This is a genomic window from Streptomyces sp. S.PNR 29 (assembly GCF_030386795.1).
Classification (GTDB): Bacteria; Actinomycetota; Actinomycetes; order Streptomycetales; family Streptomycetaceae; genus Streptomyces.
Genome location: NZ_JANUQM010000001.1, coordinates 318,972 through 342,957, shown reverse-complemented (window position 1 = coordinate 342,957; position 23,986 = coordinate 318,972). Strand labels below are relative to the sequence as shown.

Genomic DNA, 23,986 nt, shown 5'->3' with positions numbered 1-23,986 from the left:
TCCGCCCCGTTCGAACTCCGTTAACAATGGACTGTGATCTCTCCGGTCTCCTCGATGCCCCGGAGCGCCCACCGGAACCGCCCGGAGGCGACTCCCTACGTCGACCTCACCCGAGCCGAGTGGAGCGCGCTGCGCGACAAGACGCCGCTGCCGCTGACGGCCGAGGAGGTCGAGAAGCTGCGCGGCCTCGGTGACGTCATCGACCTCGACGAGGTGCGGGACATCTACCTCCCGCTGTCGCGGCTGCTCAACCTCTACGTCGGGGCCACGGACGGCCTGAGGAGCGCGCTGAACACCTTCCTCGGCGAAGGGGGCTCCCAGTCCGGCACGCCCTTCGTGATAGGAGTCGCCGGCTCGGTCGCCGTCGGGAAGTCGACCGTCGCACGCCTCCTCCAGGCCCTCCTCTCCCGCTGGCCGGAGCACCCCCGCGTGGAACTGGTCACCACCGACGGGTTCCTGCTCCCCACGAAGGAGCTCACGGACCGCGGCCTGATGTCGCGGAAAGGTTTCCCCGAGTCATACGACCGCCGCGCCCTGACCCGGTTCGTCGCCGACATCAAGGCGGGGAAGGACGAGGTCACCGCCCCCGTCTACTCCCACCTCATCTACGACATCGTCCCCGGCGAGAAGCTCACCGTCCGCCGCCCCGACATCCTGATCGTCGAGGGCCTGAACGTGCTGCAGCCCGCCCTGCCCGGCAAGGACGGCCGCACCCGGGTCGGCCTCGCCGACTACTTCGACTTCAGCGTGTACGTCGACGCCCGCACCGAGGACATCGAGCACTGGTACCTCAGCCGGTTCCGCAAGCTGCGCGAGACCGCCTTCCAGAACCCCTCCTCGTACTTCCGCAAGTACACCCAGGTCTCGGAGGAGGAGGCCCTCGACTACGCCCGCACCATGTGGCGCACGATCAACAAGCCGAACCTGGTGGAGAACATCGCCCCCACCCGCGGCCGCGCCACCCTCGTCCTGCGCAAGGGCCCGGACCACAAGGTGCAGCGCCTGAGCCTGCGGAAGCTGTGACGACCGGCTGATAAGAAGGCACCATGCTGCATCTGCGTCTGATCACGCCGTCCGGGAAGACCGACGACGTGGTCCGTCTGATCGAGAGCACGGTCGGCACCACGCACCTCGTGGTGATGCCGGGCGCCGCCCGCAACCCCTCCGGGGACGTCGTGATGTGCGACGTGGCCCGCGAGGCGGGCGACGAGCTCCTCGGGGCGCTGAGGGCACTGGACCTCGACAAGGCCGGCTCCATCGCCGTCGAGAACATCGACCTGTCGCTGTCCGACCGGGCCGACAGGGCGGAGGAGGAGGCGCCGGGCGAGGCCGCGGACGCGGTGCTCTGGGAGCACCTGGCGGACGCCACGCACGAGGAGTCGACCCTCTCCATCACCTACATCGCCTTCATCACGCTCGCCACGATGATCGCTGCCTGCGGTGTGGTGCTGGACAACGCGATCCTGATCGTGGGCGCGATGGCGGTCGGGCCGGAGTTCGGGCCGCTGGCGGGCATCTGCACGGCCCTGGTGCAGCGGGCGCCGCGCCTCGCCCTGCGCTCGCTCATCGCGCTGCTGGCCGGCTTCGCCGTGGCGATGGCGGTGACGGTCGGCTTCAGTCTCTTCATGGACGCGGTCGACCTGTTCAGCGAGGCCCGGCTGAAAGCCGACCGGCCCAACACCGGCTTCATCTACGCCCCCGACTGGTTCTCCTTCGTCGTGGCGGTCCTGGCCGGCGCCGCCGGCACCCTCTCCCTGACGTCCGCCAAGTCCGGCGCCCTTGTGGGTGTCGCCATCTCCGTGACAACGGTCCCGGCAGCCGCCAACGCCGCCGTAGCCCTCAGCTACGGGGACACCAAGCAGACCTGGGGCTCCACGGAGCAGCTCCTGCTGAACCTGCTCGGCATCATCCTCGCCGGCACCCTCACCCTGCTCGCGCAGAAGTGGCTCTGGTCCACCCAACGCGGGCGCAACCACGCCCCCTAGGGGCGCGGGGAACTGCGCGACCAGCCACGGACCTCCCGCAGCCCGCAGCGCACAGAATCCCCACGCCGAAACCGGAGCTCATCCCAGAGCCGACTTGACCGCATCAGCCAACCGCCCCGCCACGGACCGCGCCTGCTCGATGTCCGCGGCCTCCACCATCACCCGCACCAACGGCTCCGTCCCCGACGGCCGCAGCAGCACCCGCCCGGTCGCCCCGAGCTCCCGCTCCGCGTCCGCCACCGCGGCCGCGAGCTCGGCGGACGAACCGACCCGCGACTTGTCCACGTCCGGCACGTTCACCAGCACCTGAGGCAGCCGCTCCATGACGGACGCCAGCTCGCGCAGCGTACGGCCGGTCTCGGCGACCCGCGCCGCCAGCATCAGGCCGGTCAGCGTGCCGTCACCCGTCGTGGCGTGATCCGAGATGATCACGTGCCCGGACTGCTCGCCACCGAGCGTGAAACCGTGCTCCTTCATCTCCTCCAGGACGTACCGGTCACCGACCGCCGTCTGGACGAGCCGGATGCCCTCACGCTCCATGGCCAGCTTGAAGCCCAGGTTGGACATGACGGTCGCCACCACCGTCTCGGCCGGCAGAGCGGAACGTTCCCGCATCGCCAGCGCGAGCACGGCCAGGATCTGGTCGCCGTCCACCTCCTCGCCGGTGTGGTCCACGGCCAGGCAGCGGTCGGCGTCACCGTCGTGCGCGATACCGAGGTCGGCTCCGTGCTCGACGACGGCGGCCTTCAGCTGGTCCAGGTGCGTGGAGCCGCACCCGTCGTTGATGTTGAGCCCGTCGGGCTCGGCGCCGATCGTGACGACCTCGGCCCCGGCCCGCGCGAAGATCTCCGGCGAGACCCGGGACGCCGCGCCGTGCGCCTCGTCGAGGACGATCTTCAGCCCGTCGAGGCGGTGCGGAAGCGCGCCCAGCAGATGCCCGACGTACTGCTCGAACCCCTCGTCGTACGTGCGGACCCGCCCGACGCCCGCACCGGTGGGCCGCTCCCACGGCTCACCCCGGCGGTGCTCCTCGTACACGGTCTCGATGCGGTCCTCCAGCTCGTCGGCGAGCTTGTGGCCGCCGCGCGCGAAGAACTTGACGCCGTTGTCGGGCATGGCGTTGTGGCTCGCGGAGAGCATCACGCCGAGGTCGGCGCCCAGCTCACCGGTGAGGAACGCCACCGCGGGCGTCGGCAGCACGCCGACCCGCAGCACGTCCACGCCGGCGCTCGCGAGGCCCGCGACCACCGCGGCCTCCAGGAACTCCCCGGACGCGCGCGGGTCACGCCCGACCACCGCGGTCGGCCGGTGTCCTTCGAACGTGCCCGCCTCGGCCAGCACGTGCGCCGCGGCGACGGAGAGGCCGAGTGCCATCTCGGCCGTCAGGTCCGCGTTGGCGACACCGCGCACGCCGTCCGTGCCGAAGAGTCGTCCCACTTGTCCTCCTGAGGAAACGTCAGAATCGGAGGCAATCTCCCCGCCCTGCCGGAGCGATGCCTGAACATCCGATCACACAAGGCATTGGGCGCCTTTTGTCGTTATACGCCCACGCCTGGCGATAAACGAACGCCCCGGCGGCACATTGGCGTGCCGCCGGGGCGTTCGGAGTAGGGCCAGGCCCGCAGGCAGCGATTTAGCGCTTGCTGTACTGCGGAGCCTTGCGGGCCTTCTTCAGACCGGCCTTCTTCCGCTCGACCGCACGGTCGTCGCGGCGCAGGAAGCCGGCCTTCTTCAGCGGGCCGCGGTTGTTGTCGACGTCGGCCTCGTTCAGCGCGCGGGCGACACCGAGACGGAGCGCACCGGCCTGACCGGAGACACCGCCACCGGCGATGCGGGCGATGACGTCGTAACGGCCTTCCAGCTCAAGCACCTTGAAGGGCTCGTTGACTTCCTGCTGGTGCACCTTGTTCGGGAAGTAGTCCTCAAGGGTGCGACCGTTGATCTTCCACTTGCCGGTGCCCGGGACGATCCGGACGCGGGCGATGGCGTTCTTGCGGCGGCCCAGGCCGGCGGCCGGCTGGGGCTCGCCGAAGCGGGAGGCCAGGGACTCCGAGGTGTACTCGCCCTCGACGGGGACCTCGGACTCGGTGGTGTAGCTGTCGATGTCAAGCTCTTCGAGCGGCTGCTCGGCAGTGGTCTCGGCCACGATTCTCCTCAGATTCTCTTCAGTCTTAGGGGGTGGCCGGACTTACTGCGCGACCTGGGTGATCTCGTACGGCTGCGGCTGCTGCGCGCCGTGCGGGTGCTGGTCACCCTTGTAGACCTTCAGCTTCGAGAGCATCTGACGGCCCAGGGAGTTCTTGGGGAGCATGCCCTTGACGGCCTTCTCGATGGCCTTCTCCGGGTTCTTGTCGAGCAGCTCGTCGTAGCGGACGGAGCGCAGACCACCCGGGTAGCCGGAGTGGCGGTACGCCATCTTCTGGGTCCGCTTGTTGCCGGACAGGTGCACCTTGTCGGCGTTGATGATGATGACGAAGTCACCAGCGTCGACGTGCGGCGCGTAGATCGGCTTGTGCTTGCCCCGGAGAAGGGTCGCTGCGGTGGAGGCGAGACGGCCCAGGACGACGTCCTGAGCGTCAATGACGTGCCACTGGCGCGTCACATCGCCGGGCTTGGGGCTGTACGTACGCACGGTTCGTAGCCTTCGCTTCGAGTGAATGGTCCTAGACAAGGTCACCGAAACGATCACGACAGCCTTGACCGCACCGCGGTGACGCAAACCGCGTGCTGGTCGCTGGTCATCGGCCCGGTGGACCGGTGTAAGGGCCCGTCCCGTGAGAATGAGCAAGCCAATACACAACGAACAAGCAGGATACCTGCGGTGCTGTAGCCGGTCAAAACGGCGGCCTGGCCCCCGGACGCCGGACGGGACGGCACATCACCGCGACCGCCCACACGCACAGCAGGAACGCACCCCGCGTGACTCCGCGCCGCGCCACCGCCGGGGAGAACCAGGTCAGGCCCGGGACCCGGGCAACCAGCGCGAGCCAGAACCAGGGACCGCGCGGGACCGGCCCGCCGAGCAGCAGCGACAGGACGACCGGGAGGCAGTGGCCGTTCCAGGCTCCGGAGGCGAGGAACGCCGAGAGGATCAGGGACGCGGCCGCTCCGGTCAGCCGCGGCAGGCCGGGGCGGGCGCGGCGCCGCCGGCGGTACGCCCAGACCAGCAGGGGCAGGGCGCCGCCGACCGGCCCGAGCGGGACCGGCATCAGCAGTGCGGCCACGCCCGCCGCCACCCACCAGCCCCGGCTCACCAGCAGCAGCACCCCCGTCACCGCCTCGCCGCCACTGCGCACCGGACCGCCGCGAACACGACCCGCGGACCCGTGTCCGCCGGTCGCACCAACCACCCGGAGATGTCGCTTTTGCCCATCCTCATTGGAGGAACGCTAGGGGCTCCTGAGCTTCCTGTGGCGGACCAGCACACCTCTTACCCCGTCTAAGATGCGGCCCATGAGCTATGGGCAGGGGGGACCTCAGTCCCAGTGGGATCCCTGGAAACCGCATTCGCAGCAGCCCTGGTCCAGCAGCAGTGGCCAGACCCCGGACTGGGCCGCGCTCGCCGAGGCGTCGGAGGCCCGCAACAAACGGCGCCGCGTGCTGTTCATCGGCGGCGGTGCGCTGGCCACCCTGGGTGTCGCGGCCGCCGTGGCCGTGGCCGTGGTGTCCGCGAACGACAGCACCCAGGCGTCGAACGAGCCGACCTCCCAGCTGCCCTCGACCGCCGACATCCCGAGCGCGAGCGCCACGGCACCGTCGTTCGCCCCGACGAGCGCGCCGGCCCCGCTGGATCCGAAGGACTTCATATCCAGTGTGAAGAAGGACACGGCTCCGCTCGCCCCCGGCATCCTCTTCCCGGGCACGCAGCTGACCATGGGCGAGACCGTGTACAAGAAGGGCACGACGGCCGACACGAAGGACTGCGCCTCGGCCGCCCAGGGCACCCTCCCGAAGGTCCTGACCTCCAACGACTGCACTCGCCTGATGCGCGTCACCTACACCAGGGACGGCGTCGCGGTGACGGTGGGCGTCGCCGTCTTCGACACCGAGGCGCAGGCGAGCAGGGCCAAGGGCCAGGCCGACACCAAGAGCATCGTCAAGGCCCTGCCCGGCAAGGGCGTCAAGAACTTCTGCGACGGCGCCGTCTGCCGCTCGACGACCAACTCCTACGGCCGGTACGCCTACTTCACCATCGCCGGCTTCACCAACGGCAAGGACGTCACGGACAAGGACACGGCGGTGTTCTCCACCGGCGACGACCTGGCCGAGTTCACCTTCCGGCAGATCCGCCGCCGGGGCGAGGCCCAGGCGTCGGCCGCGGCGACCGGGTAGCTCCGGCCCCGCTTCCGCTCAGCAGCACCCCGCCGTCGGCAACGACCGCTTGTTGCGCGCCTCCTTGTTCCGCGCGGCGAGCAGCTCGTCGGCGGGGTAGCCGACCTCCTCCAGCGTCAGCCCGTGCGGCCGTACGACATGCACCGCCGAGTCCCGCACGCCGGCGGCGAGCACCTTCCGGGGCCAGTCCGGCGGCCGGTGCCCGTCCCCCACGAACAGCAGCGCCCCGATCAGTGAGCGCACCATGTTGTGGCAGAAGGCGTCCGCCCGGACGGTGGCGGTGATGATCCCGTCCTCACCGCGCACCAGGCTCAGCTCCTGCAGCGTACGGATGGTCGTGGCCCCGTCCCGCTTCTTGCAGTAGGCGGCGAAGTCGTGCTCGCCGAGCAGCCCGCGGGCCGCCTCGTTCATGGCGTCGACGTCCAGGGGCCAGTCGTGCCACAGGACATGGCCCCGCAGCAGCGGGTCGACCCCGCCGGGGTTGTCGGTGACCCGGTAGGCGTACCGCCGCCAGACCGCCGAGAAACGCGCGTTGAAGCCGCTGGGCGCCTCCCTGAGAGCCCACACCCGTACGTCCTTGGGCAGCCGCCCGGCGAGCCGCTTCAGCAGCTTCCCGTGGTGCTCGGCCCAGACCTCGCGCGGCAGATCGACATGGGCGACCTGCCCCCGGGCGTGCACCCCGGCGTCGGTGCGCCCGGCCACGGTCAGCTCGTACGTCTCCCGGGACCGCGTGACGGTCCGCAGAGCGTCCTCGATCTCTCCCTGCACGGTCCGCCGTCCCCCGGCCTGTTTGGCCCATCCGGAGAACTCGGTCCCGTCGTAGGACAGGTCGAGGCGGACACGTACGTATCCGGGCTGTACTTCGTCACTCACCCCTGGATCCTCTCAAGGCAGATCCTCTCAAGGCAGATTGCCGTCGAAGACGTGAAAGCGGGCCCGCCCCGAGGGACGGACCCGCTTCGAACGCTCAGGCAGCGCCTCAGGCGTCCTTCGCCTCATCGGCGGGAGCCTCTTCGGCCTTGGCGTCCTCGACCGGGGCTTCCTCGGTCTTGGTCTCCTCGGCCTTGGCCTCGTCGGCCTCCTTGACGGCACGCTTGGTCGCCGCCTCGGCCTCGCCGACCGCCTTCTGCTGCACCGTCAGCGCCTCGACCAGCTCGATCACGGCCATGGGCGCGTTGTCGCCACGGCGGTTGCCGATCTTGGTGATACGGGTGTAGCCACCCGGACGGTTCTCGTAGCGCGGGCCGATCTCGGTGAAGAGCGTGTGGACGACGCTCTTGTCCGTGATGACCTGGAGCACCTGGCGGCGGTTGTGAAGGTCGCCCTTCTTCGCCTTGGTGATCAGCCGCTCCGCGTACGGGCGCAGACGACGGGCCTTCGCCTCGGTGGTGGTGATACGGCCGTGCTCGAACAGCGACCTCGCGAGGTTCGCCAGCATCAGCTTCTCGTGCGCGGCACTGCCGCCCAGACGGGCACCCTTGGTGGGCTTCGGCATCGTGTTTCTCCTAGGTGTCTGCCCCGGCCGTGTCAGGTACCGGGGTCAGTATCCGAGCAGGCGGTCGCCTGTCGGAGATCCGGACGACAGCCCCGAAGGGGCGTCGTCCGGAAGGGGCGCGGGGAACTGCGCGACAAGCCACAGTCCACCCGCACCCGAGTACGGACCGGATGGTCCGAGCTCTTAGTACTGCTCGGTCTCCACGAAGCCCGCGTCCGCGTCGTCGTCCGCGCCGAACGCGTCCGCCGCAGCGGTGGGGTCGAATCCGGGCGGGCTGTCCTTGAGCGCGAGGCCCATGCCCGCCAGCTTCGCCTTGACCTCGTCGATCGACTTCGCACCGAAGTTACGGATGTCGAGCAGGTCGGCCTCGGAACGAGCCACGAGCTCACCCACGGAGTGGATGCCCTCACGCTTGAGGCAGTTGTACGACCGAACGGTGAGCTCCAGCTCCTCGATCGGCAGCGCCAGGTCCGCGGCCAGCGCGGCGTCCGTCGGGGACGGACCCATGTCGATGCCCTCGGCGTCGATGTTGAGCTCGCGCGCGAGCCCGAACAGCTCGACGAGGGTCTTGCCGGCCGACGCCATGGCGTCACGCGGCCGCATGGCCTGCTTGGTCTCGACGTCGACGATCAGCTTGTCGAAGTCGGTGCGCTGCTCGACACGCGTGGCCTCGACCTTGTACGTGACCTTGAGCACCGGCGAGTAGATCGAGTCGACCGGGATACGCCCGATCTCCTGACCGACCTGCTTGTTCTGCACGGCGGAGACGTAACCGCGGCCACGCTCGACCGTCAGCTCCATCTCCAGCTTGCCCTTGCCGTTGAGCGTGGCGAGGACGAGGTCGGGGTTGTGCACCTCGACACCGGCCGGAGGCGCGATGTCGGCGGCGGTGACCAGACCCGGGCCCTGCTTGCGCAGGTACATCACGACGGGCTCGTCGTGCTCCGAGGAGACGACCAGCTGCTTGATGTTGAGGATCAGGTCGGTGACGTCCTCCTTGACGCCCGGCACGGTGGTGAACTCGTGCAGGACGCCGTCGATGCGGATGCTGGTGACAGCGGCACCGGGGATCGACGACAGGAGGGTGCGGCGGAGGGAGTTGCCGAGGGTGTAGCCGAAGCCCGGCTCCAGCGGCTCGATCACGAACCGGGAGCGGAACTCGTCGACGACCTCTTCGGTCAACGAGGGACGCTGAGCGATCAGCATGTGTGGATCAGATCCTTCAGTCGGGGGCGCCCGCTATATGACGCCCGACCAGGCCGCCCCGTTCGACAGGGGCGGGTACAGCAAGGGTACGGGCGATACGGCCCTTTTACGGAGCCGTACCGCCCGCGAACCGCAGAGCCGCGAAGCAGCCGTGCGTCAGACGCGACGACGCTTCGGCGGACGGCAGCCGTTGTGCGGGGTCGGGGTGACGTCCTGGATGGAGCCGACCTCGAGGCCCGTGGCCTGGAGGGAACGGATCGCGGTCTCACGACCGGAACCCGGGCCCTTCACGAACACGTCGACCTTGCGCATGCCGTGCTCCTGGGCGCGGCGGGCAGCCGACTCGGCGGCCATCTGCGCGGCGAACGGCGTGGACTTCCGGGAGCCCTTGAAGCCGACGTGGCCGGCGGAGGCCCAGGAGATCACGTTGCCGGACGGGTCCGTGATGGAGACGATCGTGTTGTTGAACGTGCTCTTGATGTGCGCGTGGCCGTGAGCGACGTTCTTCTTTTCCTTGCGGCGCACCTTCTTGGCAGCGCCCTGACGTCCCTTGGGGGGCATCTACTAACTCCTACGGGAGGTGGTCGGTCCTACAGCGAAGACCGTGGACAGGTGTCCGCTGCGGACTACTTCTTGCCCGGCTTCTTCTTGCCGGCGATGGCGCGACGCGGGCCCTTGCGGGTGCGGGCGTTGGTGCTGGTGCGCTGACCGCGGACGGGCAGACCACGGCGGTGCCGCAGACCCTGGTAGCAGCCGATCTCGACCTTGCGGCGGATGTCGGCCTGGATCTCACGACGGAGGTCACCCTCGGTCTTGAGGTTGTTGTCGACGTACTCGCGGATCGCGACCAGCTGCTCCTCGGAGAGGTCACGAACGCGGGTGTTGGGGTCGATGCCGGTCTCGGCCAGCGTCTGCTGCGAGAGCGTCCGGCCGATGCCGAACACGTAGGTGAGGGCGACCTCCACGCGCTTGTCGCGCGGGATGTCAACACCGGAAACGCGTGCCATTCAATGGCTCCAGTTGATCTTCGGAGGTCTTCCGCAGAACCGGCTCCCGGCCGCCGTATCAGGTACGAACCGGGTCCCCGGCCTCCGAACCGGGGGTGTCAGGCGATCGCTCGCCCGGGCTCTGCGTATGAACAAATTCAGCTCGCGTCGCGCGAAGTCCCTGCGAAAAGCAGAGGGTGCGATCTGCTCGCGATCAGCCCTGGCGCTGCTTGTGGCGCGGGTTGTCGCAGATGATCATGACCCGGCCGTGACGGCGGATCACCCTGCACTTGTCGCAGATCTTCTTGACGCTCGGCTTGACCTTCATGGGATTGAGGTTCTCCGGGTCAGTGCCACCACCCCATGCCCCCGCGAGCGGGAGCGGGGTCAGGGCAAGATCTACTTGTAGCGGTAGACGATCCGGCCACGCGTCAGGTCGTACGGAGAGAGCTCCACCACGACCCGGTCGTCAGGGAGGATGCGGATGTAGTGCATACGCATCTTGCCGCTGATGTGTGCCAGGACCTGGTGGCCGTTCTGGAGCTCGACCTTGAACATGGCGTTCGGCAGAGACTCGACGACAGTGCCCTCGATCTCGATGGCACCTTGCTTCTTGGCCACGCTTCGCCCTTCGGAATCGACTACCTTGATCGACTCCTGCACTTCTCAAACGAGCGCATGCAGACATGCGGGTGCACAAGAGCCGACGAGTCAGTCTACGTCAGCGCACCCGGAAACACGAATCGAGAGAGCCTGCCCCAGGAGACAGATCATTAAGCGCTCCGAAGGGGCGCGGGGAACTGCGCGACCAGCCCGGAAGGCGCTCAGGCCAACGGATCCGGAGCAGCGACGACGCCGTACTCCGCCAGCTTCGCCTTGCCCCCGTCGGGAGACGTGAGCACCAGCGGCCCCTCCTCGGTCAGCGCGACGGAGTGCTCCCAGTGCGAGGACCAGGTCCCGTCCGTGGTGATGACCGTCCAGTCGTCCGAGAGAACCTCGGTCTTCGGCGTCCCCAGCGAGACCATCGGCTCGATGGCCAGGCAGAAGCCCGGCACCAGCTTCGGCCCCTTGCCCCGGCGCCGGTCGACGTAGTTCAGCAGATGCGGGTCCATGTGCATCTCGGTGCCGATGCCGTGGCCGCCGTAGTCCTCGATGATCCCGTACCGGCCGCCGCCGGGCTTGGGCTGCCGGCGGATGTACGTCTCGATCGCCCGCGAGATGTCCACGAGCCGGTTGCCCTGCTTCATGGCCGCGATGCCGGCCCACATCGACTCCTCGGTCACCCGGGAGAGCTCGATCAGCTCCGGGGCGTGACCGGAGCCCACGAAGGCCGTGTAGGCGGCGTCGCCGTGCCAGCCGTCGATGATCGCGCCGCAGTCGATGGAGATGATGTCCCCGTCCTTGAGGACGACGTCGTCGGACGGGATGCCGTGCACGACGACCTCGTTCACGGACGTGCAGATCGTCGCCGGGAACCCGCCGTAGCCGAGGAAGTTCGGCTTCGCGTCGTGCTCCGCCAGCACCTTGCGCGCGACCTGGTCCAGGTCCTTGGTGGTGGCGCCGGGCACGGCGGCCTCTCGCGTGGCCGCGTGGATGGCGGCGACGACCAGCCCCGCCTCACGCATCTTGGCGATCTGCTCGGGGGTCTTGATCTGCACCATGGGGACTGCGGCCTTTCTGGACCGGAGAGAGTACGAACGCTTCAACCATACGGGGCTCCGGGCACCCCACCCACACAGCAGCCGCGGCTCCCCGACCGGGAACCGCGGCTACAGCACCGTACGAAGGACTACTTGCCCTCGTCCTCGCGCTTGAGCGCCTCAAGCGCCCGCTTCGTGACCTCGTCCACCGGCCCCAGCGAGGAGATGGTCACGACCAGCCCCTGCGCCTTGTAGTAGTCGATGATCGGCTCGGTCTGGGTGTGGTAGACCTCCAGCCGCTTGCGGACGGTCTCCTCGGAGTCGTCGTCGCGCTGGTACAGCTCCCCGCCGCAGACGTCGCAGACGCCCTCCTTCTTCGGCGGGCTGTACGACACGTGGAAGACGTGGCTGGAGTCCTTGCGGCAGATCCGCCGCCCGGCGATCCGCTTGACGACCTCTTCCTCGGGGACCTCCAGGTCCAGCACCGCGTCGAGCTTGATGTCCTCGGTCTGAAGGAGCTCGTCCAGCGCCTCCGCCTGGGAGACGTTGCGCGGGAAACCGTCCAGCAGGAAACCGCCCTCGGCGTCCGGCTGCTCCATGCGGTCCTTGGCCATCGCGATCGTGACCTGGTCCGGCACGAGGTTGCCGGCGTCCATGTAGGACTTCGCGAGTTTCCCGAGCTCCGTCTGCCGGCTGATGTTGGCGCGGAACAGGTCGCCCGTGGAGATGTGCGGGATGCGCAGCTTCTCAGCCAGGCGCGTTGCCTGCGTTCCCTTACCGGCACCCGGCGGCCCGACGAGGACGATTCGCATCAGCGGAGGAACCCTTCGTAATTGCGCTGCTGGAGCTGGCTCTCGATCTGCTTCACCGTCTCAAGACCGACACCCACGATGATCAGGATGCTGGTCCCGCCGAACGGGAAGTTCTGGTTTGCCCCGAAACCAACCAACGCCATCGTCGGTACGAGAGCGATCAGACCCAGGTACAGCGAACCCGGCCAGGTGATCCGGTTGAGCACGTACGAAAGGTACTCAGCGGTCGGTCGGCCAGCCCGGATGCCCGGGATGAAGCCACCATACTTCTTCATGTTGTCGGCGACTTCCTCGGGGTTGAAGGAGATCGCCACATAGAAGAACGCGAAGAAAACGATGAGCAAGAAGTACAGAGAGATGTAAATCGGGTGATCGCCCTTGGTGAGGTTGGCCTCGACCCAGGTCTTCCACCCCGATGTACCGCTCGAGAACTGCGCGATCAGGGCCGGGATGTACAGCAGCGACGACGCGAAGATGACCGGGATCACACCCGCCTGGTTGACCTTGAGCGGGATGTACGTGGACGTACCGCCGTAGGAGCGACGGCCGATCATGCGCTTCGCGTACTGCACGGGGATGCGGCGCTGGGCCTGCTCGACGAAGACGACCAGGCCGACCATGACCAGGCCGACGGCGATGACGGTGCCGAACTCGATCCAGCCGCCGGCCAGGGAGCCCTGCTTCTTGATGGCCCACAGGGCGGACGGGAACGTCGCGGCGATCGAGATGAACATCAGGATCGACATGCCGTTGCCGATGCCGCGGTCGGTGATGAGCTCGCCGAGCCACATGACGACGGCCGTGCCGGCGGTCATGCAGATGACCATCGTGATGGTGGTGAAGATCGACTGGTCCGGCACGATCTGGCTGGCGACCTGGCAGCCGGAGAAGAGCGCGCCGCTGCGGGCCGTGGCCACCAGGCCGGTGCCCTGCAGGATGGCGAGCGCGATGGTCAGGTAGCGGGTGTACTGCGTGATCTTCGCCGTGCCGGCCTGGCCCTCCTTCTTGAGGGCTTCCAGGCGCGGAATCACCACGGTCAGCAGCTGCAGGATGATGCTCGCCGTGATGTACGGCATGATCCCCAGCGCGAAGACCGTGATCTGCAGCAAGGCGCCGCCGCTGAACATGTTGACCAGACCGAACAGGCCCTGGCTGGCGTTCGCCTGGTCGATGCAGAACTGGACGTTCTTGTAGTCGACACCCGGGATCGGAATGTTCGTACCGACCCGGTAGACCACGATGATGCCGAGCGTGAAGAGCAGCTTCTTGCGCAGGTCGGGCGTCTTGAACGCCCGGGCGAACGCGGTGAGCACGGTGCCTCCTGCGACCCCCGCGCAACTGCGTCAAGGGTGACGGTCTTGAGGTTCGACTAATAGGGACGACTTAGCTAACGGTCAACTGCCGCCCAGGGTGCCCCATGTGTGACACCCGTGAAAGTGGGCAGTGCAGGCCACCTTACCGGCGAGACTGCCGCCCTTGGAACGACCAACCGGGGATACCCCTTTTGTGGGCATCCCCGGTTGGGATCGTTCAGGTCATCGAGACGCCTGAGAGTGTCAGACGAGCTCGGTGACGGAACCGCCGGCGGCGGCGATCTTCTCCTTGGCGGAGGCGGAGGCCTTGTCGACCTGCACCTGCAGCGCCACGGAGATCTCTCCCTCGCCGAGGACCTTGACCAGGCTGTTCTTGCGAACGGCGCCCTTGGCCACCAGGTCCTCGACCGTGACCTCGCCACCCTCGGGGTACAGCTTGGCCAGCTTGTCGAGGTTCACGACCTGGTACTCGGTCTTGAACGGGTTCTTGAAGCCCTTCAGCTTCGGGAGGCGCATGTGCAGCGGCATCTGGCCGCCCTCGAAGCGCTCCGGAACCTGGTAACGGGCCTTGGTGCCCTTGGTACCACGACCGGCCGTCTTACCCTTCGACGCCTCACCACGACCGACACGGGTCTTGGCGGTCTTGGCGCCCGGGGCGGGACGGAGGTTGTGGATCTTGAGCGGGTTGTTCTCCGCCATGATCAGTCGACCTCCTCGACCGTCACGAGGTGGCGGACGGTGTGCACCATGCCGCGGAACTCGGGACGGTCCTCCTTGACGACCACGTCGCCGAGCTTCTTCAGCCCGAGCGTACGCAGGGTGTCACGGTGGTTCTGCTTGCTGCCGATGTACGACTTCACCTGGGTGATCTTGAGCTGCGCCATGCTTACGCACCCGCCCCGGCACGCGCACGCAGCAGGGCCGCGGGAGCGACGTCCTCGAGCGGCAGACCACGGCGGGCCGCGATCTCCTCGGGACGCTGCAGGCCCTTCAGGGCCTCCACGGTGGCGTGCACGATGTTGATCGCGTTGTCGGAGCCGAGCGACTTCGACAGCACGTCGTGGATACCGGCGCACTCCAGCACGGCACGCACCGGACCACCGGCGATAACACCGGTACCGGGCGACGCGGGCTTGAGCAGCACGACGCCGGCAGCCTTCTCACCCTGGATGGGGTGCGGGATGGTGCCCTGGATCCGGGGGACCTTGAAGAAGTGCTTCTTGGCCTCCTCAACGCCCTTGGCGATGGCGGCCGGCACCTCCTTGGCCTTGCCGTAACCGACACCCACGGTGCCGTCACCGTCGCCCACCACGACCAGCGCGGTGAAGCTGAAGCGACGACCACCCTTCACAACCTTGGCGACGCGGTTGATCGCGACGACGCGCTCAACGTACGCGGTCTTCTCGGCGGCAGCTGCGCCGCCGTCACGGCCCTTCCGGTCCCGCCGCTCGCCGCCACCGGCACCGCCACCGCGGCGCTGGGGTCCAGCCATTGGAATTACCTCTCTCTGTTTCCGCTTGGTCGGAACCGGCTCAGAACTTGAGCCCGGCCTCGCGGGCGGCGTCGGCCAGGGCGGCGATGCGCCCGGCGTACTGGTTGCCACCACGGTCGAACACGACGGCCTCGACACCGGCGGCCTTGGCACGCTCGGCGACCAGGGCGCCGACCTGCTTGGCCTGCGAGGACTTGTCGCCCTCGCCACCACGGATCGAGCTGTCCAGGGTGGACGCCGACGCCAGGGTGTGGCCCTTCAGGTCGTCGATCACCTGCGCCACGATGTGGCGGTTGGAGCGGGTCACGACCAGGCGGGGACGCTCGGCGGTACCCGAGACCTTCTTGCGGATCCGGATGTGACGACGCTTGATAGCAGCACGCTTGTAGGCGTCGCCCTTGAGGATCTTCTGCCCGTATGCCATGGCTTACTTACCCGCCTTTCCGACCTTGCGGCGGATGACTTCGCCCTCGTACTTGACGCCCTTGGCCTTGTACGGGTCGGGCTTGCGCAGCTTGCGGATGTTGGCCGCAACCTCGCCGACCTTCTGCTTGTCGATGCCCTCGACCGAGAAACGGGTCGGGGTCTCCACCTTGAAGGTGATGCCCTCGGGGGCCTCGACGGTGATCGGGTGGCTGTAGCCCAGGGAGAACTCCAGGTTGGAGCCCTTGGCCTGGACGCGGTAACCGACACCGCTGATTTCGAGCTTCTTGACGTATCCCTGGGTCACACCGGTGATCATGTTCGCCACCAGCGTGCGGGACAGGCCGTGCAGGGCCTTGCTCTGCCGCTCGTCGTTCGGGCGCAGCACCTGGAGGGTGCCGTCCTCGCCCTTAGCGATGTCGATCGGCGCAACGATGGTGTGGGTCAGTTCGCCCTTGGGGCCCTTGACCCGGACCGTACGGCCGTCGATGGTGACGTCCACGCCGGCGGGAACCGGGATGGGGAGCTTGCCGATACGCGACATGGTGTCTCTCCTCCGTTCCCGAATTACCAGACGTAGGCGAGGACTTCCCCACCCACGCCCTTCTTCTGCGCCTGCTTGTCGGTCAGCAGACCGTGGGACGTGGAGATGATGGCCACGCCCAGGCCGCCCAGGACCTTCGGCAGGTTGGTGGACTTCGCGTACACCCGGAGACCGGGCTTGGAGATCCGCTTGATGCCCGCGATGGAGCGCTCACGGTTGGGGCCGAACTTCAGCTCGAGGACGAGGTTCTTGCCGACCTCGGCGTCCTCGACGCGCCAGCCCGTGATGAAGCCCTCCTGCTGGAGGATCTCCGCGATGTGCGACTTGATCTTGGAGTGCGGCATCGACACCGAGTCGTGGTATGCCGAGTTCGCGTTCCGCAGACGCGTAAGCATGTCTGCGATCGGATCAGTCATGGTCATGAATTGGCCTTCGGCCTCTCTCGCCGGGGTTTCCTGGTGCGCCATCCCTCTCCCCGATCCGAGACGGGACGGGTGCGGCGCGGTGGACCTACGGCGTAGTAAGTCGTACGGGCGGCGGCAGACGCCCAACCCCACAAGCCTAAGGCATGGGAGCTGGGCGGCTGGCCGCCCCAGATACTTACCGAGAGCCTTGGGAATCCCGAATTACCGGGATTACCAGGAGCTCTTGGTCACGCCCGGCAGCTCGCCACGGTGAGCCATCTCACGAAGGCACACGCGGCACAGGCCGAACTTGCGGTACACGGAGTGCGGACGGCCGCAGCGCTGGCAGCGGGTGTACGCGCGCACACCGAACTTGGGCTTGCGAGCAGCCTTCGCGATGAGAGCCTTCTTCGCCATCTCGCTCACGCCTCCTTGAACGGGAAGCCGAGGTGACGCAGAAGGGCACGGCCCTCTTCGTCGTTGGTCGCCGTGGTGACCACGGTGATGTCCATACCCCGGACGCGGTCGATCTTGTCCTGGTCGATCTCGTGGAACATGACCTGCTCCGTGAGACCGAAGGTGTAGTTGCCCCGGCCGTCGAACTGCTTGGGGGACAGACCACGGAAGTCGCGGATGCGCGGCAGCGCGAGCGACAGGGTGCGGTCCAGGAACTCCCACATGCGGTCGCCACGCAGGGTGACGTGGGCACCGATCGGCTGGCCCTCACGCAGCTTGAACTGCGCGATGGACTTGCGGGCCTTGGTGACGGCCGGCTTCTGACCGGTGATCGTGGTGAGGTCGCGGATGGCGCCCTCGATCAGCTTGGAGTCGCGGGCGGCGTCGCCCACACCCATGTTGACCACGATCTTGACGAGGCCCGGCACCTGCATGACGTTCTCGTACTGGAACTGGTCACGCAGCTTGCCGACGATCTCCTCGCGGTACTTCTGCTTCAGACGCGGGGTCACGGTGGTGGTCGTCATCAGATGTCCTCACCCGTCCGCTTGGCAACGCGGATCTTGTTGCCTTCGTCGTCGAAGCGGTAGCCGACGCGGGTCACGACCTTCTTGCCGTCCTTCTCGACGACAAGCTGGACGTTGGACACGTGGATCGGAGCCTCGGTGGTCACGATGCCACCGGCCTGCGAACCGCGAGCCGTCGGACCGGCCTTGGTGTGCTTCTTGACCCGGTTGACACCCTCGACCAGGACACGCTCCTCGCGCGGGTAAGCGGCGATGACCTTGCCCTGCTTGCCCTTGTCCTTGCCGGTGATGACCTGAACCAGGTCACCCTTCTTGATCTTCATGCTCACAGCACCTCCGGCGCGAGGGAGATGATCTTCATGAACTTCTTCTCGCGCAGCTCACGGCCCACCGGGCCGAAGATACGGGTGCCGCGAGGGTCGCCGTCGTTCTTCAGAATGACGGCGGCGTTCTCGTCGAAGCGGATGTACGAGCCGTCCGGACGGCGGCGCTCCTTGACGGTGCGAACGATGACCGCCTTGACGACGTCACCCTTCTTCACGTTGCCACCGGGGATCGCGTCCTTGACGGTGGCGACGATGACGTCACCGATACCCGCGTAGCGGCGACCGGAGCCGCCGAGCACACGGATGCAGAGGATCTCCTTCGCACCCGTGTTGTCGGCGACACGCAGTCGCGACTCCTGCTGGATCACGTCTATCTCCTGGTTGTCTGCCGGTTCCCTCCGGGGTTGAGCCGGAGAGCCTGGCGGAACTGTCCTGCGAGTTGCTCCCGCAGGAATTACGGTCCCCACGGTCTGGCCGCGGGAATGTTCGGTCGGGCGAGAACCCACGCCGGGTCGTCCGGCCCGAAGGCCGGGCGGGCCCCGGCGGGGTCAGCGGGGGCGGGGCCCCTGCTTCTTACTTCGCCTTCTCGAGGATCTCGACGACGCGCCAGCGCTTGGTCGCGGACAGCGGCCGGGTCTCCATCAGGAGGACGCGGTCGCCGACACCCGCGGCGTTCTGCTCGTCGTGCGCCTTGAGCTTGTTCGTACGGCGGATGACCTTGCCGTACAGCGCGTGCTTGACGCGGTCCTCGACGGCGACGACAACGGTCTTGTCCATCTTGTCGCTGACGACGTAACCCTCACGGGTCTTGCGGAAGCCGCGCTGCTCCGTCTTGTTCTCAGTCACGTTGCTCTCGCTCATCAGGCGTTCTCCACCGTTTCGATGCCCAGCTCACGCTCGCGCATCAGGGTGTAGATCCGCGCGATGTCCTTGCGGACCGCCTTGAGACGGCCGTGGTTCTCGAGCTGACCCGTGGCCGCCTGGAAGCGGAGGTTGAACAGCTCTTCCTTGGCCTCGCGAAGCTTCGCCAGAAGCTCCTCGTTGCCCAGCTCGCGCAGCTCGGACGCCTTGGTACCGGCCGACATCACGCTTCACCTGCCTCGCGCTTGACGATCTTGCACTTCATCGGCAGCTTGTGAGCCGCACGGGTCAGGGCCTCGCGCGCGATCTTCTCGTTGGGGTACGACAGCTCGAACATCACGCGTCCGGGCTTGACGTTGGCCACCCACCACTCCGGCGAACCCTTACCGGAACCCATGCGGGTCTCGGCGGGCTTCTTGGTCAGCGGGCGGTCCGGGTAGATGTTGATCCAGACCTTGCCGCCACGCTTGATGTGACGGGTCATGGCGATACGAGCCGCCTCGATCTGGCGGTTCGTCACGTACGCCGGGGTCAGCGCCTGGATGCCGTACTCGCCGAACGCAACCTGCGTGCCACCCTTGGACATGCCGTTGCGCTTGGGGTGGTGCTGCTTGCGGTGCTTGACCCTACGGGGGATCAGCATGACGGTCAGGCCTCCGTTCCGGTGCTCTCAGCCGGAGCGGCGGCGGGGGCCTCGGCCTTGGGGGCCTCGGCGCCGGCAGCCTGCTGCGGCTTGCGACCGCGCCGCTCGCCACCGCGGCCACCACGGGCCGGGCGGTCGGCGCCACCGCGGGCCGGGCGGTTACCCGCACGGGCGGCAGCGTTCTCGGCGCGGACCTCGGCGATGTTCTTGACGTCGCCCTTGTAGATCCAGACCTTCACACCGATGCGGCCGAAGGTCGTCTTGGCCTCGAAGAAGCCGTAGTCCACGTTCGCGCGGAGCGTGTGCAGGGGCACACGGCCCTCGCGGTAGAACTCCGAGCGGGACATCTCGGCGCCGCCGAGGCGGCCACCGCACTGGATCTTGATGCCCTTGGCGCCGGCCTTCATCGCGGACTGCATGCTCTTGCGCATGGCCCGGCGGAAGGAGACGCGGGAGGAGAGCTGCTCGGCGACGGCCTGGGCGACCAGCTGAGCGTCCGTCTCCGGGTTCTTGACCTCGAGGATGTTCAGCTGGACCTGCTTGCCGGTCAGCTTCTCCAGGTCACCGCGGATACGGTCGGCCTCGGCGCCGCGGCGGCCGATGACGATGCCCGGACGAGCGGTGTGGATGTCCACACGCACGCGGTCACGGGTGCGCTCGATCTCGACCTTGGAGATGCCGGCGCGCTCCATGCCGGACGTCATCATCCGACGGATGGCGACGTCTTCCTTGACGTAGTCCTTGTACAGCTTGTCGGCGTACCAGCGCGACTTGAAGTCGGTCGTAACGCCGAGCCGGAACCCGTGCGGGTTTACCTTCTGGCCCATTACCGGGTTCCTTCCTTGCTGCTGACGACCACGGTGATGTGGCTGGTCCGCTTGCGGATCCGGTAGGCACGGCCCTGGGCGCGCGGACGGAACCGCTTCAGGGTCGGGCCCTCGTCGACGTACGCCTCGGAGACGTACAGGCTGTCGACGTCGGTGTGGTCGTAGTTGTGCGCGGCGTTGGCGATGGCGCTGTCCAGCACCTTGCCGACCGGCACGCTCGCGGCCTGCGGGGCGAAACGCAGGACCGCCTGAGCCTCCGTGGCGTTCAGGCCACGGATGAGGTCCACCACACGGCGGGCCTTCATGGGCGTGACGCGGATGTACCGCGCCTGGGCCCTGGCTTCCATGGTTGTCCCTTCGATGTTTGTCATGGTCATTCGCACCCCGCTGACTAGCGGCGCTTCGACTTCCGGTCTTCCTTGACGTGGCCCCGGAAGGTGCGGGTCGGCGAGAACTCGCCGAGCTTGTGGCCGACCATCGACTCGGTGACAAACACCGGGATGTGGGTCTTGCCGTTGTGCACCGCGAGCGTGTGGCCGAGCATGGCCGGCACGATCATCGAGCGGCGGGACCAGGTCTTGATGACGTTCTTGGTGCCGGCTTCGTTCTGGGCGTCCACCTTCTTCATCAGGTGGTCGTCGACGAAGGGCCCCTTCTTCAAGCTACGAGGCATCTCAACCCGTCCTTAGCGCTTCTTGTTCGTCTTGCGGCGGCGGACGATGTACTTGTTCGACGCCTTCTTGGGCGAACGAGTACGGCCTTCCTTCTTGCCCCACGGGGACACGGGGTGGCGGCCACCGGAGGTACGGCCCTCACCACCACCGTGCGGGTGGTCGACCGGGTTCATGACCACACCACGGACGGTCGGGCGAACGCCCAGCCACCGCTTGCGGCCCGCCTTGCCCCAGTTGATGTTGCTCTGCTCGGCGTTGCCGACCTCGCCGACGGTGGCGCGGCAGCGGACGTCGACCAGGCGGATCTCACCGGACGGCATGCGCAGGTGGGCGTAGGAGCCCTCCTTCGCGAGCAGCTGCACGGAGGCACCGGCGGAGCGGGCGAACTTGGCACCGCCACCGGGACGGAGCTCGATCGCGTGGATCGTGGTACCGACCGGGATGTTGCGGAGGGCCAGGTTGTTGCCCGGCTTGATGTCGGCCCCGGGACCGTTCTCGACGCGGTCACCCTGCTGCAGGTTGCGCGGGGCGAGGATGTAGCGCTTCTCGCCGTCGGCGTAGTGCAGCAGCGCGATGCGCGCGGTGCGGTTGGGGTCGTACTCGATGTGCGCGACCTTCGCCGGCACGCCGTCCTTGTCGTGACGACGGAAGTCGATCACGCGGTAGGCGCGCTTGTGGCCACCACCCTGGTGGCGGACGGTCACACGACCGGAGTTGTTACGGCCACCCTTGCTGTGCAGGGGGCGGACCAGCGACTTCTCCGGCGTGGACCGCGTGACCTCGACGAAGTCGGCGACGCTGGCACCACGACGGCCAGGAGTCGTCGGCTTGTACTTGCGGATACCCATTGTCTCTCAGTCCTCGGAAGTGATTCCGAAATCTGGACGATCCCGACCGCTTACGCGGTCGGACCGCCGAAGATGTCGATACGGTCGCCCTCGGCAAGGGTCACGATCGCGCGCTTGGTGGACGCACGCTGGCCGAAGCCGGTGCGGGTCCGCTTGCGCTTGCCCTGGCGGTTGATCGTGTTGACCCCGGTGACCTTGACCTGGAAGACCGACTGCACGGCCTCCTTGATCTGGGTCTTGTTGGCACGCGGGTCGACGACGAACGTGTACTTGTTCTCGTCGAGGAGCGCGTAGCTCTTCTCGGACACGACCGGCTTCAGCAGCACGTCACGGGGGTCCGTGTACGCCTTGCTGGCCGGGGTGACGACGGTGTTCTTGCCCTCGGTGGCGTGGCGACGCGCCTTCTTGACGCGCGCCTCCTTGGCCTTCTTCGCGGCCTTCGAGGCGATAGCGGGGTGACGGATAGCCATCAGACCTCGCTCCCTTCGGTGTCAGCGTTCCGCTCCGCGGAAGGCGCGCCGGACACGAAGGACTCGAAGGCGGCCTTGGTGAAGACCACGTCGTCGGAGACGAGAACGTCGTACGTGTTCAGCTGGCCCGGCTCCAGGATGTGGACCTGGGGCAGGTTACGGGCGGACAGCCACGCGGCCTCGTCGGCGCGGTCGACGACCAGGAGCAGGTTCTTGCGCTCGCTGATCTTGCCGAACAGGCTCTTGGCGGCCTTGGTGGACGGGGTCTCGCCCTCGACCACGCCGGTGACGACGTGGATGCGGTTGTGACGCGCCCGGTCGGTGAGGGCGTGACGCAGCGCGGCAGCCTTCATCTTCTTCGGGGTCCGCTGCGAGTAGTCGCGCGGCACGGGACCGTGCACGACGCCACCACCGGCGAACTGCGGCGCGCGGGTCGAACCCTGACGGGCGCGACCGGTGCCCTTCTGGCGGTACGGCTTCTTGCCACCACCACGGACTTCACCGCGGGTCTTGGTCTTGTGGGTGCCCTGGCGGGCAGCGGCCAGCTGCGCGACGACGACCTGGTGGATCAGCGGGATGCTGACCTTCTCCACGCCGAAGTACTCCGCGGGGAGCTCGACGGAACCGGCCTTCTCGCCCGCCGGCGAAAGGATGTCAACAGTGCTCATCGGTTACCTCAGGCCCCCTTGGCCGCGGTGCGGACCAGGACGAGGCCGCCGTTCGGACCGGGAACCGCGCCCTTGATGAGCAGCAGACCCTTCTCCGCGTCAACGGCGTGGACGGTCAGGTTCTGGGTGGTGACCCGCTCGTTGCCCATGCGACCCGCCATGCGGAGGCCCTTGAACACACGGCCCGGGGTGGCGCAGCCACCGATGGAACCGGGAGAGCGGTGCTTGCGCTGGGTGCCGTGTCCGGCGCCGAGGCCACCGAAGTTGTGGCGCTTCATGACGCCGGCGAAGCCCTTGCCCTTGCTCTTGCCGGTCACGTCGACCTTGACGCCGGCCTCGAACACCTCAGCGGTGATCTCCTGGCCCAGCGTGTACTCGGAGGCGTCCGACGTGCGGATCTCGACGAGGTGACGACGGGGGGTGACGTCGGCCTTGGCGAAGTGGCCCTTGAGGGGCTTGTTCACCTTGCGCGGGTCGATGTCGCCGAAGGCGATCTGGACGGACTCGTAGCCGTCGACGTCGTTTGTACGGACCTGGGTCACAACGTTCGGCCCGGCCTTGACGACGGTCACCGGGACGACACGGTTGTTCTCGTCCCAGACCTGAGTCATACCGAGCTTCTCGCCCAGGATGCCCTTGATCTGCTTAGCCATCTCTTCAGATCACCGGCCTCAGAGCTTGATCTCGATGTCGACACCGGCCGGGAGGTCGAGTCGCATCAGAGAGTCAACGGTCTTGGGGGTCGGGTCGAGGATGTCGATCAGGCGCTTGTGCGTGCGCATCTCGAAGTGCTCGCGCGAGTCCTTGTACTTGTGCGGCGACTTGATGACGCAGTACACGTTCTTCTCAGTGGGCAGCGGCACCGGGCCCGCGACCGACGCACCAGTGCGGGTCACCGTCTCGACGATCTTCTTCGCCGAGGAGTCGATGACCTCGTGGTCGTAGGCCTTGAGCCGGATGCGGATCTTCTGTCCCGCCATGGCTACTTCGTAGTCCTGTCTCTCTACAGCTCTGGAACCCGGCGGTTTTCTCTCCCGCCCCTCCGACCCACGCG

The 23,986-nt window shown here is 67.5% G+C and carries 38 protein-coding genes; 3 read left to right on the top strand and 35 right to left on the bottom strand.

Annotated elements, in window-relative coordinates; genetic code table 11:
- Window positions 1–54: 54 nt before the first annotated feature.
- Together coaA and NW895_RS01740 are read left to right on the top strand one after the other, a co-directional pair.
- On the top strand, window positions 55–1,023 hold the full coding sequence (gene coaA / locus NW895_RS01745; RefSeq protein WP_289933919.1) for a type I pantothenate kinase: 969 nt from the start codon (window positions 55–57) through the stop codon (window positions 1,021–1,023).
- A gap of 23 nt (window positions 1,024–1,046) precedes the next feature.
- On the top strand, window positions 1,047–1,985 hold the full coding sequence (locus NW895_RS01740) for a DUF389 domain-containing protein (RefSeq protein ID WP_289933216.1): 939 nt from the start codon (window positions 1,047–1,049) through the stop codon (window positions 1,983–1,985).
- A gap of 78 nt (window positions 1,986–2,063) precedes the next feature.
- On the opposite strand, the gene glmM is transcribed toward NW895_RS01740, so the two are convergent.
- The 4 genes from glmM to NW895_RS01720 form a co-directional block, all read right to left on the bottom strand.
- Window positions 2,064–3,422: a phosphoglucosamine mutase gene (gene glmM, locus NW895_RS01735; RefSeq protein WP_289933215.1), complete on the bottom strand. Its 1,359-nt coding sequence runs from the start codon at window positions 3,420–3,422 to the stop codon at window positions 2,064–2,066.
- A gap of 196 nt (window positions 3,423–3,618) precedes the next feature.
- Window positions 3,619–4,131: a 30S ribosomal protein S9 gene (gene rpsI, locus NW895_RS01730; RefSeq protein ID WP_003998795.1), complete on the bottom strand. Its 513-nt coding sequence runs from the start codon at window positions 4,129–4,131 to the stop codon at window positions 3,619–3,621.
- Window positions 4,132–4,173: 42 nt separating this feature from the next.
- Complete coding sequence (gene rplM / locus NW895_RS01725; RefSeq protein ID WP_031118775.1) at window positions 4,174–4,617, bottom strand: 50S ribosomal protein L13; 444 nt, start codon at window positions 4,615–4,617, stop codon at window positions 4,174–4,176.
- A gap of 202 nt (window positions 4,618–4,819) precedes the next feature.
- Window positions 4,820–5,281 carry a hypothetical protein gene (locus tag NW895_RS01720; RefSeq protein ID WP_289933214.1) on the bottom strand — a complete coding sequence of 154 codons (462 nt, stop codon included), beginning with the start codon at window positions 5,279–5,281 and terminating at the stop codon, window positions 4,820–4,822.
- 157 nt (window positions 5,282–5,438) lie between these two features.
- On the opposite strand from NW895_RS01720, the gene NW895_RS01715 reads away from it, so the two are divergent.
- Entirely contained in the window at window positions 5,439–6,317 is an 879-nt protein-coding gene (locus NW895_RS01715; protein ID WP_289933213.1) for a hypothetical protein, read from the top strand.
- Between the two features lie 18 nt (window positions 6,318–6,335).
- On the opposite strand, the gene truA is transcribed toward NW895_RS01715, so the two are convergent.
- The 31 genes from truA to rpsJ all read right to left on the bottom strand — a co-directional run bounded on the left by truA (window position 6,336) and on the right by rpsJ (window position 23,912).
- On the bottom strand, window positions 6,336–7,190 hold the full coding sequence (gene truA, locus NW895_RS01710) for a tRNA pseudouridine(38-40) synthase TruA (RefSeq protein WP_289933212.1): 855 nt from the start codon (window positions 7,188–7,190) through the stop codon (window positions 6,336–6,338).
- A gap of 106 nt (window positions 7,191–7,296) precedes the next feature.
- Complete coding sequence (gene rplQ, locus NW895_RS01705; RefSeq protein ID WP_289933211.1) at window positions 7,297–7,812, bottom strand: 50S ribosomal protein L17; 516 nt, start codon at window positions 7,810–7,812, stop codon at window positions 7,297–7,299.
- A gap of 183 nt (window positions 7,813–7,995) precedes the next feature.
- On the bottom strand, window positions 7,996–9,018 hold the full coding sequence (locus tag NW895_RS01700; RefSeq protein ID WP_003966937.1) for a DNA-directed RNA polymerase subunit alpha: 1,023 nt from the start codon (window positions 9,016–9,018) through the stop codon (window positions 7,996–7,998).
- A 156-nt stretch (window positions 9,019–9,174) separates the two neighbouring features.
- Window positions 9,175–9,579: a 30S ribosomal protein S11 gene (gene rpsK, locus NW895_RS01695; RefSeq protein WP_003956432.1), complete on the bottom strand. Its 405-nt coding sequence runs from the start codon at window positions 9,577–9,579 to the stop codon at window positions 9,175–9,177.
- A 65-nt stretch (window positions 9,580–9,644) separates the two neighbouring features.
- On the bottom strand, window positions 9,645–10,025 hold the full coding sequence (gene rpsM, locus NW895_RS01690) for a 30S ribosomal protein S13 (protein WP_289933210.1): 381 nt from the start codon (window positions 10,023–10,025) through the stop codon (window positions 9,645–9,647).
- Between the two features lie 193 nt (window positions 10,026–10,218).
- Window positions 10,219–10,332, bottom strand: coding sequence for a 50S ribosomal protein L36 (rpmJ, locus tag NW895_RS01685; RefSeq protein ID WP_003948619.1), 114 nt, complete (start codon window positions 10,330–10,332; stop codon window positions 10,219–10,221).
- 71 nt (window positions 10,333–10,403) lie between these two features.
- Entirely contained in the window at window positions 10,404–10,625 is a 222-nt protein-coding gene (gene infA / locus NW895_RS01680) for a translation initiation factor IF-1 (protein WP_003948620.1), read from the bottom strand.
- A 203-nt stretch (window positions 10,626–10,828) separates the two neighbouring features.
- A complete protein-coding gene (gene map / locus NW895_RS01675; protein ID WP_289933209.1) occupies window positions 10,829–11,665 on the bottom strand; it encodes a type I methionyl aminopeptidase in 837 nt (278 codons plus the stop codon).
- Between the two features lie 128 nt (window positions 11,666–11,793).
- On the bottom strand, window positions 11,794–12,456 hold the full coding sequence (locus tag NW895_RS01670; RefSeq protein ID WP_289933208.1) for an adenylate kinase: 663 nt from the start codon (window positions 12,454–12,456) through the stop codon (window positions 11,794–11,796).
- Window positions 12,456–13,769, bottom strand: a complete 1,314-nt coding sequence (gene secY / locus NW895_RS01665; protein ID WP_289933207.1) for a preprotein translocase subunit SecY — start codon at window positions 13,767–13,769, stop codon at window positions 12,456–12,458. Before secY ends, NW895_RS01670 begins: the two co-directional genes overlap by 1 nt.
- 243 nt (window positions 13,770–14,012) lie before the next feature.
- A complete protein-coding gene (gene rplO / locus NW895_RS01660) occupies window positions 14,013–14,468 on the bottom strand; it encodes a 50S ribosomal protein L15 (RefSeq protein WP_289933205.1) in 456 nt (151 codons plus the stop codon).
- A 2-nt stretch (window positions 14,469–14,470) separates the two neighbouring features.
- On the bottom strand, window positions 14,471–14,653 hold the full coding sequence (rpmD, locus tag NW895_RS01655; protein WP_073951480.1) for a 50S ribosomal protein L30: 183 nt from the start codon (window positions 14,651–14,653) through the stop codon (window positions 14,471–14,473).
- A gap of 2 nt (window positions 14,654–14,655) precedes the next feature.
- Window positions 14,656–15,261, bottom strand: a complete 606-nt coding sequence (rpsE, locus tag NW895_RS01650) for a 30S ribosomal protein S5 (protein WP_009190144.1) — start codon at window positions 15,259–15,261, stop codon at window positions 14,656–14,658.
- 40 nt (window positions 15,262–15,301) lie between these two features.
- On the bottom strand, window positions 15,302–15,685 hold the full coding sequence (gene rplR, locus NW895_RS01645) for a 50S ribosomal protein L18 (RefSeq protein WP_279548906.1): 384 nt from the start codon (window positions 15,683–15,685) through the stop codon (window positions 15,302–15,304).
- Window positions 15,686–15,688: 3 nt separating this feature from the next.
- Window positions 15,689–16,228, bottom strand: coding sequence for a 50S ribosomal protein L6 (gene rplF / locus NW895_RS01640; RefSeq protein ID WP_289933200.1), 540 nt, complete (start codon window positions 16,226–16,228; stop codon window positions 15,689–15,691).
- Between the two features lie 23 nt (window positions 16,229–16,251).
- Entirely contained in the window at window positions 16,252–16,650 is a 399-nt protein-coding gene (gene rpsH, locus NW895_RS01635) for a 30S ribosomal protein S8 (protein ID WP_029380979.1), read from the bottom strand.
- Between the two features lie 213 nt (window positions 16,651–16,863).
- Window positions 16,864–17,049, bottom strand: coding sequence for a type Z 30S ribosomal protein S14 (locus tag NW895_RS01630; protein WP_003956452.1), 186 nt, complete (start codon window positions 17,047–17,049; stop codon window positions 16,864–16,866).
- Window positions 17,050–17,054: 5 nt separating this feature from the next.
- On the bottom strand, window positions 17,055–17,615 hold the full coding sequence (gene rplE / locus NW895_RS01625; RefSeq protein WP_289933198.1) for a 50S ribosomal protein L5: 561 nt from the start codon (window positions 17,613–17,615) through the stop codon (window positions 17,055–17,057).
- Window positions 17,615–17,938 (bottom strand): 50S ribosomal protein L24, encoded by a 324-nt coding sequence (rplX, locus tag NW895_RS01620; RefSeq protein ID WP_004984523.1) that lies wholly within the window; start codon window positions 17,936–17,938, stop codon window positions 17,615–17,617. Before rplX ends, rplE begins: the two co-directional genes overlap by 1 nt.
- 2 nt (window positions 17,939–17,940) lie before the next feature.
- Window positions 17,941–18,309 carry a 50S ribosomal protein L14 gene (rplN, locus tag NW895_RS01615; RefSeq protein ID WP_003998823.1) on the bottom strand — a complete coding sequence of 123 codons (369 nt, stop codon included), beginning with the start codon at window positions 18,307–18,309 and terminating at the stop codon, window positions 17,941–17,943.
- A gap of 205 nt (window positions 18,310–18,514) precedes the next feature.
- Window positions 18,515–18,802 carry a 30S ribosomal protein S17 gene (gene rpsQ / locus NW895_RS01610; RefSeq protein ID WP_289933197.1) on the bottom strand — a complete coding sequence of 96 codons (288 nt, stop codon included), beginning with the start codon at window positions 18,800–18,802 and terminating at the stop codon, window positions 18,515–18,517.
- Window positions 18,802–19,026 carry a 50S ribosomal protein L29 gene (gene rpmC / locus NW895_RS01605; protein ID WP_007494763.1) on the bottom strand — a complete coding sequence of 75 codons (225 nt, stop codon included), beginning with the start codon at window positions 19,024–19,026 and terminating at the stop codon, window positions 18,802–18,804. Before rpmC ends, rpsQ begins: the two co-directional genes overlap by 1 nt.
- A complete protein-coding gene (gene rplP / locus NW895_RS01600; protein WP_004984526.1) occupies window positions 19,026–19,445 on the bottom strand; it encodes a 50S ribosomal protein L16 in 420 nt (139 codons plus the stop codon). Before rplP ends, rpmC begins: the two co-directional genes overlap by 1 nt.
- A gap of 5 nt (window positions 19,446–19,450) precedes the next feature.
- Window positions 19,451–20,272 (bottom strand): 30S ribosomal protein S3, encoded by an 822-nt coding sequence (gene rpsC, locus NW895_RS01595; RefSeq protein WP_014674374.1) that lies wholly within the window; start codon window positions 20,270–20,272, stop codon window positions 19,451–19,453.
- Complete coding sequence (gene rplV / locus NW895_RS01590) at window positions 20,272–20,619, bottom strand: 50S ribosomal protein L22 (protein WP_029380974.1); 348 nt, start codon at window positions 20,617–20,619, stop codon at window positions 20,272–20,274. Before rplV ends, rpsC begins: the two co-directional genes overlap by 1 nt.
- A gap of 44 nt (window positions 20,620–20,663) precedes the next feature.
- The gene (gene rpsS, locus NW895_RS01585; RefSeq protein ID WP_030233885.1) at window positions 20,664–20,945 is read right to left on the bottom strand and encodes a 30S ribosomal protein S19; all 282 of its coding nucleotides are present in this window, start codon (window positions 20,943–20,945) and stop codon (window positions 20,664–20,666) included.
- 12 nt (window positions 20,946–20,957) lie between these two features.
- On the bottom strand, window positions 20,958–21,794 hold the full coding sequence (rplB, locus tag NW895_RS01580) for a 50S ribosomal protein L2 (protein WP_289933190.1): 837 nt from the start codon (window positions 21,792–21,794) through the stop codon (window positions 20,958–20,960).
- A gap of 50 nt (window positions 21,795–21,844) precedes the next feature.
- On the bottom strand, window positions 21,845–22,264 hold the full coding sequence (rplW, locus tag NW895_RS01575) for a 50S ribosomal protein L23 (RefSeq protein WP_289933189.1): 420 nt from the start codon (window positions 22,262–22,264) through the stop codon (window positions 21,845–21,847).
- A complete protein-coding gene (rplD, locus tag NW895_RS01570; RefSeq protein WP_289933188.1) occupies window positions 22,264–22,932 on the bottom strand; it encodes a 50S ribosomal protein L4 in 669 nt (222 codons plus the stop codon). The genes rplW and rplD overlap by 1 nt, the downstream gene beginning before the upstream one ends.
- An 8-nt stretch (window positions 22,933–22,940) precedes the next feature.
- The gene (gene rplC / locus NW895_RS01565) at window positions 22,941–23,585 is read right to left on the bottom strand and encodes a 50S ribosomal protein L3 (RefSeq protein WP_289933185.1); all 645 of its coding nucleotides are present in this window, start codon (window positions 23,583–23,585) and stop codon (window positions 22,941–22,943) included.
- An 18-nt stretch (window positions 23,586–23,603) separates the two neighbouring features.
- Window positions 23,604–23,912: a 30S ribosomal protein S10 gene (gene rpsJ, locus NW895_RS01560; RefSeq protein WP_003948644.1), complete on the bottom strand. Its 309-nt coding sequence runs from the start codon at window positions 23,910–23,912 to the stop codon at window positions 23,604–23,606.
- Window positions 23,913–23,986 lie beyond the last annotated feature (74 nt).